At 69.1% G+C, this 16,061-nt stretch carries 18 protein-coding genes; 10 read left to right on the plus strand and 8 right to left on the minus strand.

Features of this window, described 5'->3' with window-relative positions; genetic code table 11:
- The 3 genes from A5752_RS04960 to A5752_RS04970 all read right to left on the minus strand — a co-directional run.
- On the minus strand, positions 1–813 hold an 813-nt coding region (locus tag A5752_RS04960), incomplete at its 3' end, for a serine/threonine-protein kinase (protein ID WP_156613627.1).
- A 20-nt stretch (positions 814–833) separates the two neighbouring features.
- Positions 834–1,937, minus strand: coding sequence for a PDR/VanB family oxidoreductase (locus A5752_RS04965; protein WP_067082909.1), 1,104 nt, complete (start codon positions 1,935–1,937; stop codon positions 834–836).
- Positions 1,937–2,881: a metal-dependent hydrolase gene (locus tag A5752_RS04970; RefSeq protein ID WP_067082912.1), complete on the minus strand. Its 945-nt coding sequence runs from the start codon at positions 2,879–2,881 to the stop codon at positions 1,937–1,939. Before A5752_RS04970 ends, A5752_RS04965 begins: the two co-directional genes overlap by 1 nt.
- 120 nt (positions 2,882–3,001) lie before the next feature.
- On the opposite strand from A5752_RS04970, the gene A5752_RS04975 reads away from it, so the two are divergent.
- Together A5752_RS04975 and A5752_RS04980 are read left to right on the plus strand one after the other, a co-directional pair.
- Positions 3,002–3,847, plus strand: a complete 846-nt coding sequence (locus A5752_RS04975) for a lysophospholipid acyltransferase family protein (protein ID WP_067082915.1) — start codon at positions 3,002–3,004, stop codon at positions 3,845–3,847.
- Positions 3,848–3,850: 3 nt separating this feature from the next.
- Positions 3,851–4,285 (plus strand): SRPBCC family protein, encoded by a 435-nt coding sequence (locus A5752_RS04980; RefSeq protein ID WP_067082918.1) that lies wholly within the window; start codon positions 3,851–3,853, stop codon positions 4,283–4,285.
- A 4-nt stretch (positions 4,286–4,289) separates the two neighbouring features.
- Here the strand turns inward: A5752_RS04980 and A5752_RS04985 are convergent, their stop codons facing one another.
- Positions 4,290–4,700 carry a hypothetical protein gene (locus tag A5752_RS04985; RefSeq protein ID WP_067082921.1) on the minus strand — a complete coding sequence of 137 codons (411 nt, stop codon included), beginning with the start codon at positions 4,698–4,700 and terminating at the stop codon, positions 4,290–4,292.
- 77 nt (positions 4,701–4,777) lie between these two features.
- Complete coding sequence (malQ, locus tag A5752_RS04990) at positions 4,778–6,907, minus strand: 4-alpha-glucanotransferase (protein WP_067082924.1); 2,130 nt, start codon at positions 6,905–6,907, stop codon at positions 4,778–4,780.
- 107 nt (positions 6,908–7,014) lie between these two features.
- Between malQ and A5752_RS04995 the strand changes: the two genes are divergently transcribed.
- On the plus strand, positions 7,015–8,214 hold the full coding sequence (locus A5752_RS04995) for an MFS transporter (protein ID WP_067082929.1): 1,200 nt from the start codon (positions 7,015–7,017) through the stop codon (positions 8,212–8,214).
- On the opposite strand, the gene A5752_RS05000 is transcribed toward A5752_RS04995, so the two are convergent.
- Positions 8,183–8,506, minus strand: coding sequence for a DMT family transporter (locus A5752_RS05000; protein ID WP_067082932.1), 324 nt, complete (start codon positions 8,504–8,506; stop codon positions 8,183–8,185). The two genes, A5752_RS04995 and A5752_RS05000, sit on opposite strands and share 32 nt — an antisense overlap.
- Positions 8,506–8,841: a DMT family transporter gene (locus A5752_RS05005; RefSeq protein ID WP_067082935.1), complete on the minus strand. Its 336-nt coding sequence runs from the start codon at positions 8,839–8,841 to the stop codon at positions 8,506–8,508. Before A5752_RS05005 ends, A5752_RS05000 begins: the two co-directional genes overlap by 1 nt.
- Before the next feature lie 137 nt (positions 8,842–8,978).
- On the opposite strand from A5752_RS05005, the gene A5752_RS05010 reads away from it, so the two are divergent.
- From A5752_RS05010 to A5752_RS05025, 4 genes are all read left to right on the plus strand, one after another.
- On the plus strand, positions 8,979–10,532 hold the full coding sequence (locus tag A5752_RS05010; protein ID WP_067082937.1) for a carboxylesterase/lipase family protein: 1,554 nt from the start codon (positions 8,979–8,981) through the stop codon (positions 10,530–10,532).
- A gap of 69 nt (positions 10,533–10,601) precedes the next feature.
- Complete coding sequence (locus tag A5752_RS05015; RefSeq protein WP_067083154.1) at positions 10,602–11,486, plus strand: sterol desaturase family protein; 885 nt, start codon at positions 10,602–10,604, stop codon at positions 11,484–11,486.
- Between the two features lie 46 nt (positions 11,487–11,532).
- Positions 11,533–12,939, plus strand: a complete 1,407-nt coding sequence (locus tag A5752_RS05020) for an NAD(P)/FAD-dependent oxidoreductase (protein ID WP_067082941.1) — start codon at positions 11,533–11,535, stop codon at positions 12,937–12,939.
- Between the two features lie 183 nt (positions 12,940–13,122).
- Complete coding sequence (locus A5752_RS05025) at positions 13,123–13,818, plus strand: Rv1815 family serine proteinase (RefSeq protein WP_067082944.1); 696 nt, start codon at positions 13,123–13,125, stop codon at positions 13,816–13,818.
- On the opposite strand, the gene A5752_RS05030 is transcribed toward A5752_RS05025, so the two are convergent.
- Positions 13,815–14,255, minus strand: coding sequence for a nitroreductase/quinone reductase family protein (locus A5752_RS05030; RefSeq protein ID WP_067082947.1), 441 nt, complete (start codon positions 14,253–14,255; stop codon positions 13,815–13,817). The genes A5752_RS05025 and A5752_RS05030 overlap by 4 nt on opposite strands.
- Before the next feature lie 101 nt (positions 14,256–14,356).
- Between A5752_RS05030 and A5752_RS05035 the strand changes: the two genes are divergently transcribed.
- From A5752_RS05035 to A5752_RS05045, 3 genes are read left to right on the plus strand one after another with little or no spacing between them, the layout of a single operon-like run.
- A complete protein-coding gene (locus A5752_RS05035) occupies positions 14,357–15,043 on the plus strand; it encodes a TetR/AcrR family transcriptional regulator (protein ID WP_067082950.1) in 687 nt (228 codons plus the stop codon).
- Positions 15,044–15,074: 31 nt separating this feature from the next.
- Positions 15,075–15,413 (plus strand): ArsR/SmtB family transcription factor, encoded by a 339-nt coding sequence (locus A5752_RS05040; protein ID WP_067082952.1) that lies wholly within the window; start codon positions 15,075–15,077, stop codon positions 15,411–15,413.
- Positions 15,410–16,048 carry an SRPBCC family protein gene (locus A5752_RS05045; protein WP_067082955.1) on the plus strand — a complete coding sequence of 213 codons (639 nt, stop codon included), beginning with the start codon at positions 15,410–15,412 and terminating at the stop codon, positions 16,046–16,048. The genes A5752_RS05040 and A5752_RS05045 overlap by 4 nt, the downstream gene beginning before the upstream one ends.
- The last annotated feature ends 13 nt before the right edge of the window (positions 16,049–16,061 follow it).

Below are 16,061 nucleotides of genomic sequence, written 5' to 3' on the forward strand. Positions count from 1 at the left end.
GGCGAAGTCCGCGCAGCGCTCGAACCGGTCCTTCGGGTTCTTCGACAGCGCCTTGGCCAGTACCGGATCCAGATGCGCGAGGTCAGGCCGGTGTGAGCCGATTGCGGGCGGCGCCGCGGAGAGGTGCTGGCTGATCACCACGGCCGGATTCGAGTTGCGAAACGGCGGCGCACCGGTGAGGAGGTGAAATGCGGTGGCGGCCAACGCATATTGGTCGGCCCGACCGTCGAGCTGTTCGCCCATCAACTGTTCGGGGGCGGCGTAGGAGACGGTGCCGACGGTCATGTTGGTCGCGGTGAGCCCGCTGACGTCGTCCGCCCAGCGCGCGATCCCGAAGTCGGCCAACAGGATTCGTTGGTCTCCGGACTCGGGCCGGGCGAGCAGGATGTTGGCCGGTTTGACGTCGCGGTGCAGCAGGCCGCCCTGGTGCGCGTAGTCGAGCGCATCGGCGATGGCGGTGACGATCGCGGCGACCTCATGCGGGGGCATGCCGTCGGGGTAGCGCTCCTTGAGCAGTTGCGCCGCGTCGGTGCCGTCGACGTAGTCCATCGAGATCCAGATCTGGCCGTCGGCCTCACCGCGATCGTGAATGCCGACGATGTGCGGATGCCACAGCGTGGCCGCGATATCGGCCTCGCGCTGGAATCGCATGCGGTACTCGTCGTCCGCCGACACCGACGCGGGCAGCACCTTGAGCGCGTCGCGGCGGGGGAGGCGCGGATGTTGCGCGAGGTAGACCTCGCCCATACCGCCGGAGCCGAGAAGTCGCACGATGGTGTACCCGGCGAACGTCGCCCCCTCGGCCAACGGCATGGCCGAATAGTACGAGACAACTACAGATCGAGTGTGAGATGGGAACCTTCGGCGCGTGAGATGCAGATCAGCATCAACCCGTCCGCGCGTTCGGTGTCGGTGAGCAGCGTGTCGCGGTGGTCGACGGGGCCGTCCACCACCCGGGTGCGGCAGGTACCGCAGAAGCCCTGCTGACACGAGTACGCGGCCTGCACACCGGATCGGCGCAGCGCCCCGAGCAGCGTCTCGTCGGCGGCCACGTCGACGGTCTGGCCCGTCGATGCCACCGTGACCGAGAAGCTCGCGCCGGCCTCGACGGGCGGGGCGGCGAACCGTTCGAAGTGCATCTCGACGTTGTCGCGGCCGACCAGGCGCTCACGGACGGCGGTCAGCATCGGCGCCGGCCCGCAGGCATAGACCGCGGTCCCGGCGGGGCAGTCGCCGAGCAGGTCGTCGGCGCTCGGCAGCCCGTCGACGTCATCGGTGCGGATCTGGACGCGAGAGCCGAAGCGAGCGACCTCGTCGACGAACGGAAGGCTGTCGCGGCTGCGCCCGGTGTAGACCATCGACCACTCCACGCCGAGACCCTGCGAGAGGCGCAGCATCGGCAGAACCGGGGTGATGCCGATGCCGCCGGCGATGAACCGCAGCCGTCGCGTGGGCGAACCGTGGCCGGGCACGGTTACCGGGAAGGCGTTGCGGGGTCCGTGCGTCGTGACGGTCGCGCCCACGCTCAGCGCCTCGTGCACCTCGATCGAGCTGCCGCCACCGTCGGGGATGCGCCGCACCGCGATGCGGTAGCGGTCGGCTTCGGCCGGATCACCGCACAGCGAATACTGCCGCACCAGCCCGCTGGGCAGCGTGATGTCGATGTGCGAGCCCGGATGCCAACGGGGCAGCGGCCGGCCGTCGGCGGAGGCCAACGTCAACGCCACCACGTTCTCGTCGCGCGCCACCACCTGCCGGTCGGCGACTCGCAGAAGGTGGGTGCGGTCGAGCTCGCGGGGCGGCGCGACGCGGCGCACGGAGCCGGCCAGCGCCTCCATCCCGTTGATGACGGCGTCCGCGACGCCGATCAGCATGTAGCGCCGCCCCGGCCGCAGCGGATGGGCGGGCAGTTGCCGGTAGCGCTCCCGCAGCCCCATCACCGGTGTGCGGCGCGCGCGGCGGGTGAGGTGGCCAGGTAGGCCACGGCCTGTGCGGTCGACCCCATGTCCTCGGGCGAGTAGCCGGGCCGGAAGTAGGACAGGGTGTTCACCCCGAACAGGGTCCGGAACTTCGGCAGCAAGCCGAGTTCGGAGTCCTGCATCCGCAGGCGCTGCATCTGCAGCCATCCGATGTCGCTGTTCGGGTCGGCCTTGAGCAGATACCAGGTGCCGCGCTGGAAGAACGTGAAGATCGCCGTCGCGGCGACCGTCATCGCCCGGATCCGGTCCGGGTAGCTGTCGTGGAAGTAGACCGCGACGTCGTGGGCGACGCAGCGATGCTCGACTTCCTCGCTGCCGTGCCAGCGGAACAGGTCGACCAGGGTGGGGTGCGCGCCGTGGTCGTCCCAGGTCGAGTTCAGCGCGAAATCGCCGAGCACCGCGGTGTAGTGCTCGATGGCCGCGATCAGCCACAGCCGCTCACACAGGTTGCTCAGGCGCCGCTGGGGATCGTCGAAATGCTTTGGCGCCAGTACCTTTTCGAACATGTAGCCGACGAGGTCGAGCATCGGCTTCGGGTCGACCCCGTTGCCGATCAGGAAATTCTCGATGACGTCGTCGTGGGCCGCGGCGTGGGTGGCCTCCTGGCCGATGAAGCCGCGGATGTCGTCGGCCAGCTGGGGATCGCGCACCAGCGGCAGCGCCTCGTTGTAGGTGCGGACGAACCAGTGCTCGGCGGCGGGCAGCACCACGTTGAACAGGTTGATCATGGTGGAGGCCACCGGGTGGCCGGGGATCCACTCCAGCGGGACGCCGGTCAGGTCGAAATGCACCTTGCGGGCCTGGATTTGGACGGGGCCCGGGTCCACCTCATGTGCGAAGCGGCGCGGACGTAAGGGGCCCGCCGGCGGAACCGGCGAATGAGCCGTTGGCTGGGCCGGCATTCGAGCCGTGGAACGGGCCGGCGATTGTGGCATCTCGGCTCCTCCTTCGTGGAGCACAGTCTACGTGCGGCGGTGCTCCAACAGGTTTCAGGTTCGCGGGCGATGTCTATATCTTTGTCCATGGTGGGGATCGACGACGTTCTCGGGTGGGCCAAACAGCAGGTGTCCGCCCGCGTACCCAAGGCCGACCTGGACCAGCGCGACCCCGACTACATCCGTGAGCAACTGCCCGGACTGTGGCTGCTGGCGTCGTTGTACTTCCGCGCGGAGGTGCGCGGCCTGGACCGCATCCCCGCCGACGGCCCGGTGCTGTTGGTGGGCAACCACAGCGGCGGGAACCTGCCGCCCGACACATTCGTGTTCACGCTGGCCTTCAGCTCGTACTTCGGCGTCGAGCGGCCGTTCTATCAACTGGCGCACAACCTCGTGGTCTCGATGCCGGGCCTGGGTTCGCTGCGCAAGTTCGGCACCGTCGCCGCCAACCACGACAACGCGAAGCTGGCCCTGGAATCCGGAGGTGCGCTCCTGGTGTATCCGGGCGGCGACTACGAGGTGTTCCGGCCCTCGTGGGAGCGCCACGAGGTCGACTTCGGCGGCCGCAAGGGCTACGTGAAGCTCGCGCGCGAGGCGGGTGTGCCGATCGTGCCCGTGGCCAGCGTCGGCGGTCAGGAGGCCGCGCTCTTCCTCGACCGGGGTCAGTGGTTGGCGCGGCTGCTGATGGTGGACCGGTTGGCCCGCCTGAAGAGCGTGCCCATCCTGTTCGCCCCGCCGTGGGGGCTGACCGTCAGCGACTTCATCCCCCGGCTGCCGCTGCCGACGAAGATCTCCATCGAGGTGCAGGACCCGATCGACGCCGACGACATCGCGGCCAGCGACGACGACGTCATCAACGACAAGGTGCTGACCAGCCTGCAGGCCGGGGTCGACAGGTTGGCCGCCGAACGACGCTTCCCGGTGTTGGGCTGACCCATGAGAGTGCAACGCCAGTGTGTGATCGACGCCGACCGCGACCAGGTGTGGAAGGTGGTCAGCGACCCCGGGTGCTATCCGGAGTTCATGGCCAGCCTCGAACGCTGGGAGACGCGCAGCGATGATCCCGCCGGCCTCGGCTCCCGTTACACGGTGCACTGGAAGGTGGGATCGGTGCCGATCGGCGGAACCGTCGAGGTCGTCGAGTTCGACGCGCCGCGCGAGGTGTCGTGGATCGGGCTCACCGGGGTCTCCCAACGCGGCCGCTTCCGGCTGCGCGACACTGGCGACGGTCGCACCAAGGTGACGTTCCGGTTGTCCTACGAGTCCGCGGGCAACCTGCTCGGGCTGATCGCCGATCGGGTGGCCGCGCGCCAGGTCGGCCGCACGATGAGCCGAACGCTGACCAACCTGCGTCAGATGGTGGAGGGCTAGCCGATCAGCCGACCGGGGCCGGCGGCGGGGTGCCCGCGCCCGGTGCGCCCTGAATCGGGACCACGGGGGTGGGCGTCACGGTGGTGATGCCGTTGCGGCCGACCGTCGGACCGCCCGAGGGCGCCTGCTCCGCGATCAGGTCCGCCGCCTTCTGGCTGCAGTCCAGCATCAGCAGCATCCGCCCGCCCGAGGTGATTTTCTGCTGGTCGACCAGACACTCGGCCTGAGGCAGCACGCTGCCCACCGAACCGCCGAAGTAGGCCTTGATGCCCTGGGTCTTGAGGATCTGCAGCGCCCGGTTGTAGGGCTCGCCGACCACGTTGAGGCTGGGTTGCGACATCGCGATCCCGGCGCCGACCAGCGCCGCCGAACCGACGGCTGCGAGCCCGCCGCTCAGCACAACAAGCTTGTTCACGTGATCTCCTCAGGTCGCTGCGGTGCGAACATATCGCAGGCGTGACGAATGTGAAACCGGAGCAGAAGCCGCCGGCGTTACACCTGCGGGCGCACCGCGTCGCGCATGACCTCGCCGAGCCGCTGCGCCGTGACATCGGCGAAGACGTCTTCGAGAAGCAGTTTCTTACCGTGGGGGCCGGCCAGCGGCACCCGCCAGTTCGGATACTCGTCGGTGGTGCCCGGCTGGTTCTGGGTGCGCAGATCGCCGACCGCGTCGGCCAGGGACAGCGAGAGCAACCGCGACGGTGTGCGGCCGAGGTAGCGGTGCAGCGCCTCGACGATCTCGGCGCTGTCAGAATCTCCGGCGTCGCTCAGCAGGCCGGTACGGCGCAGTTCGTCGAGCCAACGCTTCTGTTGCTCACGGTCGTCGGCCAGCTCAACGGCCGCGGGGCGCGTCAGCAGCCCGAGTTGGTCGCGTAGGCGGACGTGTTCGCCGGCCAGGTAGCCGGCGGTGGGGGGCAGGTCGTGGGTGGTGACGGCCGACAGGCAGTACTCGCGCCAGCGCTCGGCGGGCAGCGGACCGCCGTCCCCGTCGCGGTCGGCTTCGAACCACAGGATCGACGTCCCGAACAACCCCCGCTCGTGCAGGTAGTCGCGTACCCACGGTTCGACGGTGCCGAGGTCCTCGCCGACGACGACGGCGCCCGCGCGGTGGGCCTCGAGCGCGACAATGCCGATCATCGCCTCGTGGTCGTAGCGCACGTAGGTGCCTTCGGTGGGTCGGGTCCCGTTTGGGATCCACCACAGCCGGAACAGCCCGATGATGTGGTCGATGCGCACGCCACCCGCATGCCGCAAGACGGCATTGACCAGCGCGCGGAACGGTTCGTAGGCGAGCCTCTCGAGCTGGTCGGGGCGCCACGGCGGTTGCGACCAGTCCTGGCCGAGCTGGTTGAACTCGTCGGGCGGCGCGCCCGCGGTGACCCCGAGCGCGAGCACGTCCTGCAGCGCCCACGAGTCGGCGCCGTTCGGGTCGACGCCGACCGCGAGGTCGTGCATGATGCCCAGGCCCATACCCGTCTGCAGCGCCGTGGCCTGCGCCGCGGTCAGCTGGTCGTCCAGCTGCCACTGCAGCCAGCGGTGGAAGTCGACGGCGTCGGCGTGCTCGGCGGCGAAGGCCGCGACGGCGGGGTTCGCCGGGTGCTGTAGTTCGCGCGGCCACTGATGCCAGTCGGCGCCGTGGCGTTCGGCCAGCGCACACCAGATGGCGAAGTCGTCGAGGCTCGCACCCTCGCGCTCCCGGTAGGCGGCATAAGCCAGGTCGCGCCCCGCAGAACGCGCTACCTCGTAGACCGCCTCCAGCGCCGAGCGCTTCACCTTCCACGCCGCGTCGCGGTCCACCTGATCGGCGCGGTCGGCACGGGACTGCACACCTTCGCGCAACTTGCGTATTCGGTTGCGGCGCCGGACGTAGGCGTACTCGGGGATCGCCTCGACCCGCAGATAGATCGGATTGACGAAGCGGCGGGACGTCGGAAGGTAGGGCGACGGCTCCATCGGTGCGACCGGGGCGGCCGCATGTAGCGGGTTGACGAGGATGAATCCCGCGTCGTGGGTCGCTGCCGACCACACCGCGAGGTCGGTCAGATCCGTCAGATCGCCGATGCCCCAGGATCTTTCGGAACGCACGCTGTAGAGCTGCGTGGCCAGCCCCCACTGCCTGCCCGACGGCGGGACCAGCGTGGCGGGGGAGACGATGAGCGCGGTGGCGAACGCTCGGTCGTCGGCGTGCAGCTCGAGGCGGTGGTATCCGATCGGAAGGTCGGCGGGCGTCTCGAAGGTCGCCTCACCGACCAGTCTTCCATCCAAATCGTATGGTGCCCTGTTGTTTTCGAGCTGACGCAGGTCTGTGCGCACGGACCCGTCCTCGAGATGGATCAACAGCGAGACCGGGTTGCCGTGGGTGACGTGCACCCAGAACGTCGAGGTGGCGCCGGTGCGCCCGATGATCGTCGGCGGAAGGCGGCGCTCCCAGTATTCGCGGTCGTGCGCGGCCAGCGCGGCGGCGCGGTCGTCCTCGGTGGCGGCGGAAACTCCCAACGCGGCCAGCACCGAGATCAGCGTCGAGGGGGTCACGGCGATGCGCCGGCCCGCCCAGTCCTCGTAATCGGTTGCGACACCGTAGCGTCGCGCCAACTCCACTAGCGACGCGGCGGGCTCTGTCATGTCGCCAATCTTGCCCGGAAGCCGTCGGCACGTCTCGTCACAGGCTCGCTCATACCCGATCTGAGTGAACTCAACACCGCACTCGAGCGCATGTAGGGTCGGCCGGTATGACGGCCGACCGACAGGAGACGGCCGAGGTGCAGAGCGGGCGCGCGCGGATGGCGGTGGCAGCGCTGTTCTTGACCAACGGCGCCGTGTTCGCCAACCTGCTGCCGCGGTACCCCGAGATCAAGAGCGATCTGGGGCTGTCGAATTCGGTGTACGGCGCCGCCGTCGCCGCGTTCTCAGCGGGCGCCCTGGCGGCCGGGCTGACCGCGGCGGCGCTGATCCGCCGCTTCCGCTCGTCGCGGGTCGCCGTCATCGGCACCATCGGGATCGGGGTCTTCGTCGTGCTCGCCGGCGTGGCCCCGTCTCCGGTGTTGTTCGCCGCCGGGCTGTTCGCGGCCGGGGCCAGCGATTCGGTGACCGACGTCGCGCAGAACGCGCACGGGCTGCGGGTCCAACGCATCTACGGTCGTTCGATCATCAACTCGCTGCATGCGGTGTGGGCCGCCGGCGCGATCATCGGCGGCCTGATGGGGGCGACGGCGATCGCGCTGGGCATCTCGCGCGGGGCGCATCTCGGCTTCTCGGCGGTGCTGTGCAGCGCGGTCGTGCTCGTCGCCTACCGCTATCTGCTGCCGGGCGCCGATCACGATACCGACCCGGCGGCGCGCACCGGCGGCGGCGGTGACGCCGGCCCGGCGGTGTACGCCGCGTTGCTGGCTCTGGTGCTGATCGCGGTGGCCGGTGCGACGGTCGAGGATGCGGGTAGCTCCTGGGCCGCGGTCTATCTGCGGGACGCGCTGGGTGCGCCCGGTCCGATCGCGGTGACCGGCTACATCGCCGCGGTCACCTTCATGTTCATCGGGCGGCTTCTCGGGGACCGGCTGGTCGACAGGTTCGGCACCCGCGCCGTGGTGCGGTCGGGTGGTGCGATCACCGCGGTCGGCATGGGTCTCGCGCTGGCGTTCCCGTCGGTGCCCGGCACGATCGCGGGTTTCGCGCTCGCTGGGTTCGGCGTGGCGACTCTGGTGCCGTCGGCCATGCACGCCGCCGACCAGCTGCCGGGTCTTCGACCGGGTAGTGGACTGACGATCCTGACCTGGCTGATGCGCATCGGGTTCTTCGGCGCCCCTGTGCTCGTCGGGGTGATCGCGGACGCGACGAGCCTGCGCATCGGGTTGCTCACCGTGCCGATCGCCGGGGTCCTGGTCGTCGCGTTGTCGGGCGTGCTCAGTGCGCGACGGCGGCCAGTTCGATCGTGAGCACGCCGCCGATGACCAGCGCGATGCCCAAAGCCATCAGCCAGGTCAGTGGTTCGGTGAACACGAATCGGGCGATGACCGCGACCAGCGCCACGCCGCACGCCGTCCACACGCCGTAGGCGATGCCGACCGGCATGCCGAGCGCCAGGGTCAGCCACAACAGATAGAAGGACGCCAGATAGCCGATGGCGACCGGCGCGATCCACGCCTTCTTGCGGAACCCCTCCGAGGCGCGCAGCGACAAGGTCGCGACGACCTCGAGCACGATCGCGCCCGCCAGCGCCCAGTACATCACCGCGGTTCGACCGCCCGGTGCGACCCGAACTCGATCAGCAGCACGCCGGCGATGATCAGGCCGATGCCCGCGACGATCGGCCAGGTGAACGGGTCGTTGAACAGGACCGCCGCCAGCACCGCCGTCCCCGCGGTGCCGACCGCGCCCCAGATCCCGTACGCCACCCCGACGGGCATCCCGGCGCGGAGCACCAGGGTCAGGAACGTGAACGCCGCGATGTAGCCCGCGACGACGACCAGAAGCCACGCCGAGTGGTCCTGGGACGCCCGCAACGACAACGTGGCGGCGACCTCGACGACGATCGCTCCGGCCAGCAACGCCCACCTCTGCACGCGATCAAGCTAGCCGACCTCGGTGGCCGCGGCTCTGCGGACACGGCGATCGGATGGGCCGGTGGAGGCCCCGCGTAGCCTGAATTCGCTGTGTTCATCGAACTGAGGAGTCCCATGTCCTACGAGGTCGAGGCCGCGTGACCGCCGAGACACGTCGCACCGACGACGCGCTCGTCGTCGACACCGCGTACGGACCGGTTCGCGGGACCGACGACGGCACCGTGAAGGTGTGGAAGGGAGTCCGGTTCGCCGCTGCGCCCGCGGGTGAGCTGCGGTGGCGACCGCCGCAACCGCCGCAACGCTGGTCAGAACCGGCCGACGCCACCCGGGTCGGCCCCGTCTGCCCGCAGCCGACCGATCCCCGGATCCCGATCGACCTCGGCGCCCCGCAGGGCGACGACTGCCTGAGCCTCAACGTATGGGCGTCGTCGGATACCGAACCGGGTGCGGGCAAACCGGTGATGGTGTGGGTGCACGGCGGCGCCTACGTCCTCGGCTCGTCGGCGCAGTCGCTGTACCACGGTCGTGCGCTCGCCGCCGACGGCGACGCCGTGATCGTCACGGTGAACTACCGCTTGGGTGCGCTGGGCTTCCTGGACCTGTCGGCGATGGGCGACGGCTTCGCCACCAACCTCGGCCTGCGGGACGTGTTGTTCGCGCTGCAATGGGTGCGCGACAACATCGCCGGTTTCGGGGGAGACCCGGACCGCGTGACCATCTTTGGTGAATCGGCAGGCGGGGGGATCATCACCACGCTGCTGGCCAGCCCGGCCGCCGAGGGGCTGTTCGGTGCGGCGATCGCACAGAGCTCGCCGGCGACTTCGGTCTACGACCGCGAGCGCTCGCAGCGCGTGGCCGCCCTTCTGCTCGAAGAACTCGGCGTCGGCCCCGGCGAGGCCGACCGGCTGACCTCGGTGCCCACCCCTGCGCTGATGACCGCGTCGAAGAAGGTGTTCGACCACATCCCGGCGAGCACCCCCGGCACGCTGGCGTTCGCGCCGATCATCGACGGCGACATCGTGCCCGCGCACCCGGTCCAGCTCGCCCGCGACGGCCGTACGCATCCGGTACCGCTGATCATCGGCACCAACAAGCACGAAGCCGCGCTGTTCCGCTGGATGAAATCGCCGCTGATGCCGATCACCCCGGCGGCCATCCGCGCGATGTTCGCCGAGATCGCGGCCGAACAACCCGACCTGCGGCTCCCCGACGAACAGCAGATCCGCGCCGCCTACCGCGGGCGGGGCAAGACCATCGGACTGGGCGTCGCGCGCGACATCGGATTCCGCATGCCGTCGGTCTGGTTCGCCGAGGGCCACCGCGAGGTCGCGCCCGTCTATCTGTACCGGTTCGACTTCGCCACCCCGATGCTGCGGCTGCTGCGCCTGGGCGCCGCCCACGCTACCGAACTGCCCTATGTCTGGGGCAATCTCGTCGCCGGCCCGAAGGACCCGACCTTCAAGCTCGGCGGTCTGAAGGCCGGTAAGACGGTGTCGGCGCGTATCCGGCGGCGCTGGTTGAGCTTCGCCGTCGACGGGACACCGTCGGGACCGGCGGGCGACCCGGTGTGGCGGCCCTATCGCGCCTCTGACCGCGCCACCCTGCTCATCGACGCCCAGGACCGGGTGGTCGACGACCTTGATCGCGATCTGCGCACCGCCTGGGGCGATCAGGTGCTGAGCTTCCGGTGAGTCGTATGCTTTGGCCGGAGGTGTGACGTGGATGTGAGTGGCGCCTTCGCGCACGTATTGCCACCGTTGATGCACGACCCCGTGATGTTCGCGGTGCCGTTTTTTCTGCTGCTGCTGATCATCGAATGGGCGGCAGCCCGCAAGCTGGCACACGAGGAGGCCGAGCGCGCACCGGCCGGGGCGTATCACCGACCCGATGCGTGGGCGAGCATCTGGATGGGTGTGGTCTCGATCGGCACGAGCGGGGTGCTGAACTTCATTGCGCTGCTGGGATATGCGGCGTTGTTCGCCTACGTCGCACCGTGGCAGCTGCCCGCCGGCGCCTGGTACACGTGGGTCATCGCGATCGTCGGCGTGGACCTGCTCTATTACGTCTATCACCGCATGGCGCACCGGGTTCGGCTCATCTGGGCCACCCATCAGGCACACCACTCCAGCCAGTACTTCAACCTCGCGACCGCCCTGCGCCAGAAGTGGAACATCAGCGGAGACGTGTTCCTGCGGGCGCTGCTGCCGCTGTTCGGCGTGCCGCCGTGGATGGTGTTCGCCAGCTTCTCGATCAACCTGATCTATCAGTTCTGGATCCACACCGAGCGCATCGACAAGCTCTGGCGCCCAATCGAATTCGTCTTCAACACGCCGTCGCACCACCGGGTGCACCATGGTATGGACCAGGAGTACCTCGACAAGAACTACGGCGGCATCTTCATCGTCTGGGATCGCCTCTTCGGCAGCTTCCAGGCCGAGACCGTGCGCCCGCACTACGGGTTGACCAAACAGGTCGACACCTACAACATCTGGACGCTGCAGACCCACGAGTATGTCGCGATCGCCCGCGACGTCCGCCGGGCGCCGCGATGGCGCGACAAGCTGGGCTACATGTTCGGCCCGCCCGGCTGGGTACCGGCGCAGCAACGGGAAGCGGGGCAGGAGTCGGCTGCGGTCACCGCTTGATCCGCCTGATCCGCGCAACGGCGCCGCGCGCCGTAGTCTCCGCTGTGTGAAAACCGTCTTCGACGCCCCGGTCGACGCCGGTCTGGTCGAACGCTCCCTGGCAACAAGCACGTTCGGGTCGGTGTGGCTCGACGAGCCGCGTCCGCAGTTCCCGGAGCTGACCACGCCGATCACCTGCGACCTGGTCGTCGTCGGCGGCGGATACACCGGGTTGTGGACCGCGCTGCACGCCGCGCGACGCGACCCGAACCAACGAATCGTGCTCGTCGAGGCCAATCGGGTGGGGTGGGCGGCCTCCGGCCGTAACGGAGGTTTCGTCGACGCCAGCCTGACGCACGGCAACGAGAACGGAAAGGCACGCTGGCCCAACGAGTTCGACGTCCTCGAGGCGATGGGGCTGGAGAACCTCGACGGGATGCAGGCCGAACTGGGGGAGCTGGGCCTCGAGTCCGACTGGGAGCGCACCGGCATGTTGACGGTGGCCACCGAGCCGCACCAGGTCGAGTGGCTGCGGGAGGCCGCGGCCGACGGCGCGGGGGAGTTTCTCGACACGGCCGAGGTGCGCGGTGAGGTGGCGTCGCCGACCTATCTCGCGGGCCTGTTCAGCGCCGAGAGCTGCGCGATCGTGCACCCCGCCAAGCTCGCGTTCGAACTCGCCAGGGCGTGCCGGGACGCCGGTGTGCGCATCTTCGAACACACCAACGCGACGCGGTTGGATTCCGGCGGTGTCGGCCTGCGTGTCGAGACGGGTCAGGCGGTGGTCACGGCCCGGCGGGCCGTGCTGGCGACGAACGTGTATCCGAGCCTGCTCAAGCGCAACCGATTGCACACGATCCCGGTGTACGACTACGTGCTGGCCACCGAACCGCTCACCGATGACCAGCTGGACCGCATCGGATGGCGCGGCCGCCAGGGGATCGGCGACTGCGCCAACCAGTTTCACTACTACCGCCTCACCACCGACAACCGGATCGTGTGGGGCGGATACGACGCCGTCTACCACTTCGGGCGCAGAGTGCGCCCGCGCTACGAGGACCGCCCCGGCACCTACCGCCGGCTGGCCGCGCACTTCTTCCTGACCTTCCCGCAACTCGACGACGTCCGGTTCACCCACCGATGGGCAGGCGCCATTGACACCAACACCCGGTTCTGCGCGCACTGGGGGCTGGCCAGGGACGGCCGCGTCGCATATGTCAACGGGTTCACCGGGCTCGGCGTGGGCGCGTCGCGGTTCGCGGCCGACGTCTGCCTCGACCTGCTCGAGGGCAGGCCCACCCCACGCACCGAACTCCAGATGGTGCGCGAACGTCCGCTGCCGTTCCCGCCAGAGCCGCTGGCCAGCATCGGCATCCAGGCGACGCGGTGGTCACTGGACCGCGCGGACCACTCCGGTGGGCGCCGCAACGTCTTCCTGCGAACGCTGGACGCGTTGGGGCTCGGTTTCGATTCGTAGTACTCCCGTGCCGAAAGTGCGGCCGGAGCGTAACGTCTCTGTGACCTTCACCGATGGGGAAGTGACGGGACCATCGTCGAGTGGTTGCTCCTGGTCGGGGTGATTGTCGGACTCCCGGCCCGGTTCAGCGGCCCACAACACGCCGGTACCGGACCTACATCGGCTCGACGAGCGGAGACGACAGTGCGCCGACACTCGATACCGGTACTGGCGGCGTTGGCCGCTCCGATCGCTGCGCTTGCGCTTGTCTCCGGGCCCGCCCAGGCGGCGCCCGGCGTCGTCGTTTACCCCGGCATGGAGATTCGCCAGGACAACAACGTCTGCACGCTGGGCTACGTCGACCCGGCGGCGCGGATCGCGTTCACCGCCGGGCACTGCCGCGGTAGCGGACCCGTGCGCGACCGCGACGGCAACCACATCGGGATGCAGACGGTGTTCCGCGACAACACCCCCAACGGCGCGACCGTCGACACCAATCATCAGATCGCCGACTGGGAGGCGATCGCGCTGGCACCCGACGTCATGGTCAACAACGTCCTGCCGGGCGGCAAGGTGCTGGTGGCCGACCCCGGTGTCGTGCCGACTACCGGCCAGCCGGTGTGCCACTTCGGCGTGGTGACCGGCGAGAGCTGCGGCAACGTCGAAGCCGTCAACAACGGCTGGTTCACGATGGCCAACGGCGTCGTCAGCCAGAAGGGCGACTCCGGCGGGCCGGTGTACGTGGTCACCCCCGACAACCGGGCGGTGCTGATCGGCATGTTCAACAGCACGTGGGGCAAGTATCCGGCCGCGGTGTCCTGGCAGACGGCCAGCCAGCAGGCCAGCGAGGACGTCATCTCGGCCGCGTCGGCCACCGTCGGCACGGTTTCGCTGCCTTAACGCGCCAACGCGAACACGGGGATCGACGGCGCCGCGGCGCGCAGCTCGTCTGGTGAGGAGTCGGGCGTCAGGCCGGCGACGTGTCCCTTGACCTCCCAGAACCAGCGGTCGAGGTAGCGGCTGAGCAGTTCTGGTTTGGCGTCATCGGGCAGCTCCGTGACGCCAACCTCGCGGCGGTGCCACCGCGGGCCGACCTCGACGACTCCCGCCGCCCTGGCGTTGCGCGCCCACTGGGTGTTCCCGCGTGGTGAGACGACGTAGTCGCGCCCGTCCACGGTGAGCACGTTGACCACCACGCTTCGCCGCTTGCCCGACCTTCGGCCCCGCACCGTCAGCGCTTTCGTTCCGGCGACGCTGATTCCGGCTTCGGCGAGCCAGCGGAAGATGCGGTTGACGGCGCGGGCGGGTCGCGTCGGTTTGTCGTAGCGGGTCGTCATGATCGCCTCCTGGTAATGAGAGCGGTGCTCTCGTATCGAGCTTGCCACTCGGGTCGAACGAAATCAAGAGCAGTGATCTCGTTTTGTGTCACACTCGGCGCATGGGCAAGCGAGCGGAGAGCCGTCAGCGGATCGAAGCGCAGATCATCGAGCTCGGGCGGCGCCATCTGGTGACCGAGGGCGCCGCCGGACTGTCGCTGCGCGCCATCGCCCGCGACCTCGGGATGGTGTCCTCAGCGGTGTACCGGTACGTGGCCAGTCGCGACGAGCTGTTGACCCTGCTGCTGGTCGACGCCTATTCCGAACTCGCCGATTGCGTGGACCGCGCCCGCGACGACGGTGCGCCGTGGCACGAGCAGTTTCGCGCGATGGCGCACGCCGCGCGCCGATGGGCCGTCGACCAGCCGGCCTCGTGGGCGCTGCTCTACGGCACCCCGGTGCCCGGCTACCGCGCGCCGCGGGAGCGCACCGTGGGACCCGGTACCCGCGTCGTCGGCGCGTTGTTCGACGTGATCGCCGCCGGTATCGCCGTCGGCGACATTCCTCCATCGGAAACCGTTGTCCCCGAACGGTTGTCGTCGGATTTCGTCGCGCTGCGCGAGGAGTTCTCCTTCTCCGGCGACGACGGCGCGGTCGCCAAGGGGTTTCTGAGCTGGGCGACGCTGATCGGCGCGATCAGCCTCGAGGTCTTCGGCCAGTACGGCCCCGACACGCTCACCGAACCCGCGGACGTCTTCGACCTGCAAATCGAGTTGCTGATCCACACGCTGACTATGGTTAAGGATTGACTTATATAAGTTATCGCTTTAATTTGAGTGGGTGCACGCGTTCGATGTCCTGGGGGACCCGGTGCGCCGCCGGATTCTGGAGCTGCTCGCCGACGGCGAGCTGGCGGCCGGTGCCATCGCCGCCACCATCCAAGACGAGTTCGCGATCACGCAGCCGGCGGTCTCGCAGCACCTGAAGGTGTTGCGAGACAACGGTTTCACCTCGGTGCGGCCGGACGGTCAGCGCCGCCTCTACGCGGTCGACGGCGCAGCGCTGCGCGACGCCGACGAGTGGCTCGCCGGCTTCCGCCGGTTCTGGGCGCCGCGGCTCGATGCGCTCGGCACCGAGATCGCGCGAGGGAAGCGACAACGACGAAGGAAGGCAACATGACCGAGATCGACGTGGACCACCAGATCAACGGGGTCGCCCGCACCGTCGGGAAACGCACGATCGACACGGGGGAGGCGCACGTTGTCACAATCAAGCAGGGCTACGACACCGATCAGGACGATCTGTGGGACGCCGTCACCAACATCGAACGCATCCCCCGATGGTTGATGCCGATCTCCGGTGAGCTCGAGGTCGGCGGCACCTATCAACTGCACGGCAACGCCAGCGGAACGATCCTGACGTGCGACCCGCCGAAGACCTTCACGGCCACCTGGGAGTACGGCGGCAACACCAGCTGGATCGAGGTCAGCGTCGCCGGCCGGGGGGCGGATCGGGCGGAGCTGGTCATAGAGCACATCGCGGTCGTCGGCGACGAGATGTCGCTGCAGTTCGGCCCCGGCGCCGTCGGCATCGGCTGGGATTCGATGGTGCTCGGCCTGGCGCTGCACCTGTCGACCGGCGAGGCGATCGATCCGGATTTCGGCCAGCAGTGGGTCACCACCGACGAGGGGCGCCGCTTCCTGGCGTTGTCCAACGAAGCCTGGTACCAGGCGAACGTCGCCTCCGGAGCCGATCCCGAGACCGCACGCCAGGCCGCCGATCGCTGCCTGAAGGCGTACTACGGCGAGGCCTGAACTAGAACACGTT

Source organism: Mycobacterium sp. 852002-51961_SCH5331710, assembly GCF_001665535.1.
Lineage (GTDB): Bacteria > Actinomycetota > Actinomycetes > Mycobacteriales > Mycobacteriaceae > Mycobacterium.

Excerpts from the sequence above, each read along its gene's own strand:
- A5752_RS04965 (WP_067082909.1), bottom strand. The coding sequence starts at position 1,937 with ATGGGGCTGCGGGAGCGCTACCGGCAACTGCCCGCCCATCCGCTGCGG.
- A5752_RS04970 (WP_067082912.1), bottom strand. The coding sequence starts at position 2,881 with ATGCCGGCCCAGCCAACGGCTCATTCGCCGGTTCCGCCGGCGGGCCCC.
- A5752_RS04975 (WP_067082915.1), top strand. The coding sequence starts at position 3,002 with ATGGTGGGGATCGACGACGTTCTCGGGTGGGCCAAACAGCAGGTGTCC.
- A5752_RS04980 (WP_067082918.1), top strand. The coding sequence starts at position 3,851 with ATGAGAGTGCAACGCCAGTGTGTGATCGACGCCGACCGCGACCAGGTG.
- malQ (WP_067082924.1), bottom strand. The coding sequence starts at position 6,907 with ATGACAGAGCCCGCCGCGTCGCTAGTGGAGTTGGCGCGACGCTACGGT.
- A5752_RS04995 (WP_067082929.1), top strand. The coding sequence starts at position 7,015 with ATGACGGCCGACCGACAGGAGACGGCCGAGGTGCAGAGCGGGCGCGCG.
- A5752_RS05000 (WP_067082932.1), bottom strand. The coding sequence starts at position 8,506 with ATGTACTGGGCGCTGGCGGGCGCGATCGTGCTCGAGGTCGTCGCGACC.
- A5752_RS05015 (WP_067083154.1), top strand. The coding sequence starts at position 10,602 with ATGCACGACCCCGTGATGTTCGCGGTGCCGTTTTTTCTGCTGCTGCTG.
- A5752_RS05030 (WP_067082947.1), bottom strand. The coding sequence starts at position 14,255 with ATGACGACCCGCTACGACAAACCGACGCGACCCGCCCGCGCCGTCAAC.
- A5752_RS05035 (WP_067082950.1), top strand. The coding sequence starts at position 14,357 with ATGGGCAAGCGAGCGGAGAGCCGTCAGCGGATCGAAGCGCAGATCATC.
- A5752_RS05045 (WP_067082955.1), top strand. The coding sequence starts at position 15,410 with ATGACCGAGATCGACGTGGACCACCAGATCAACGGGGTCGCCCGCACC.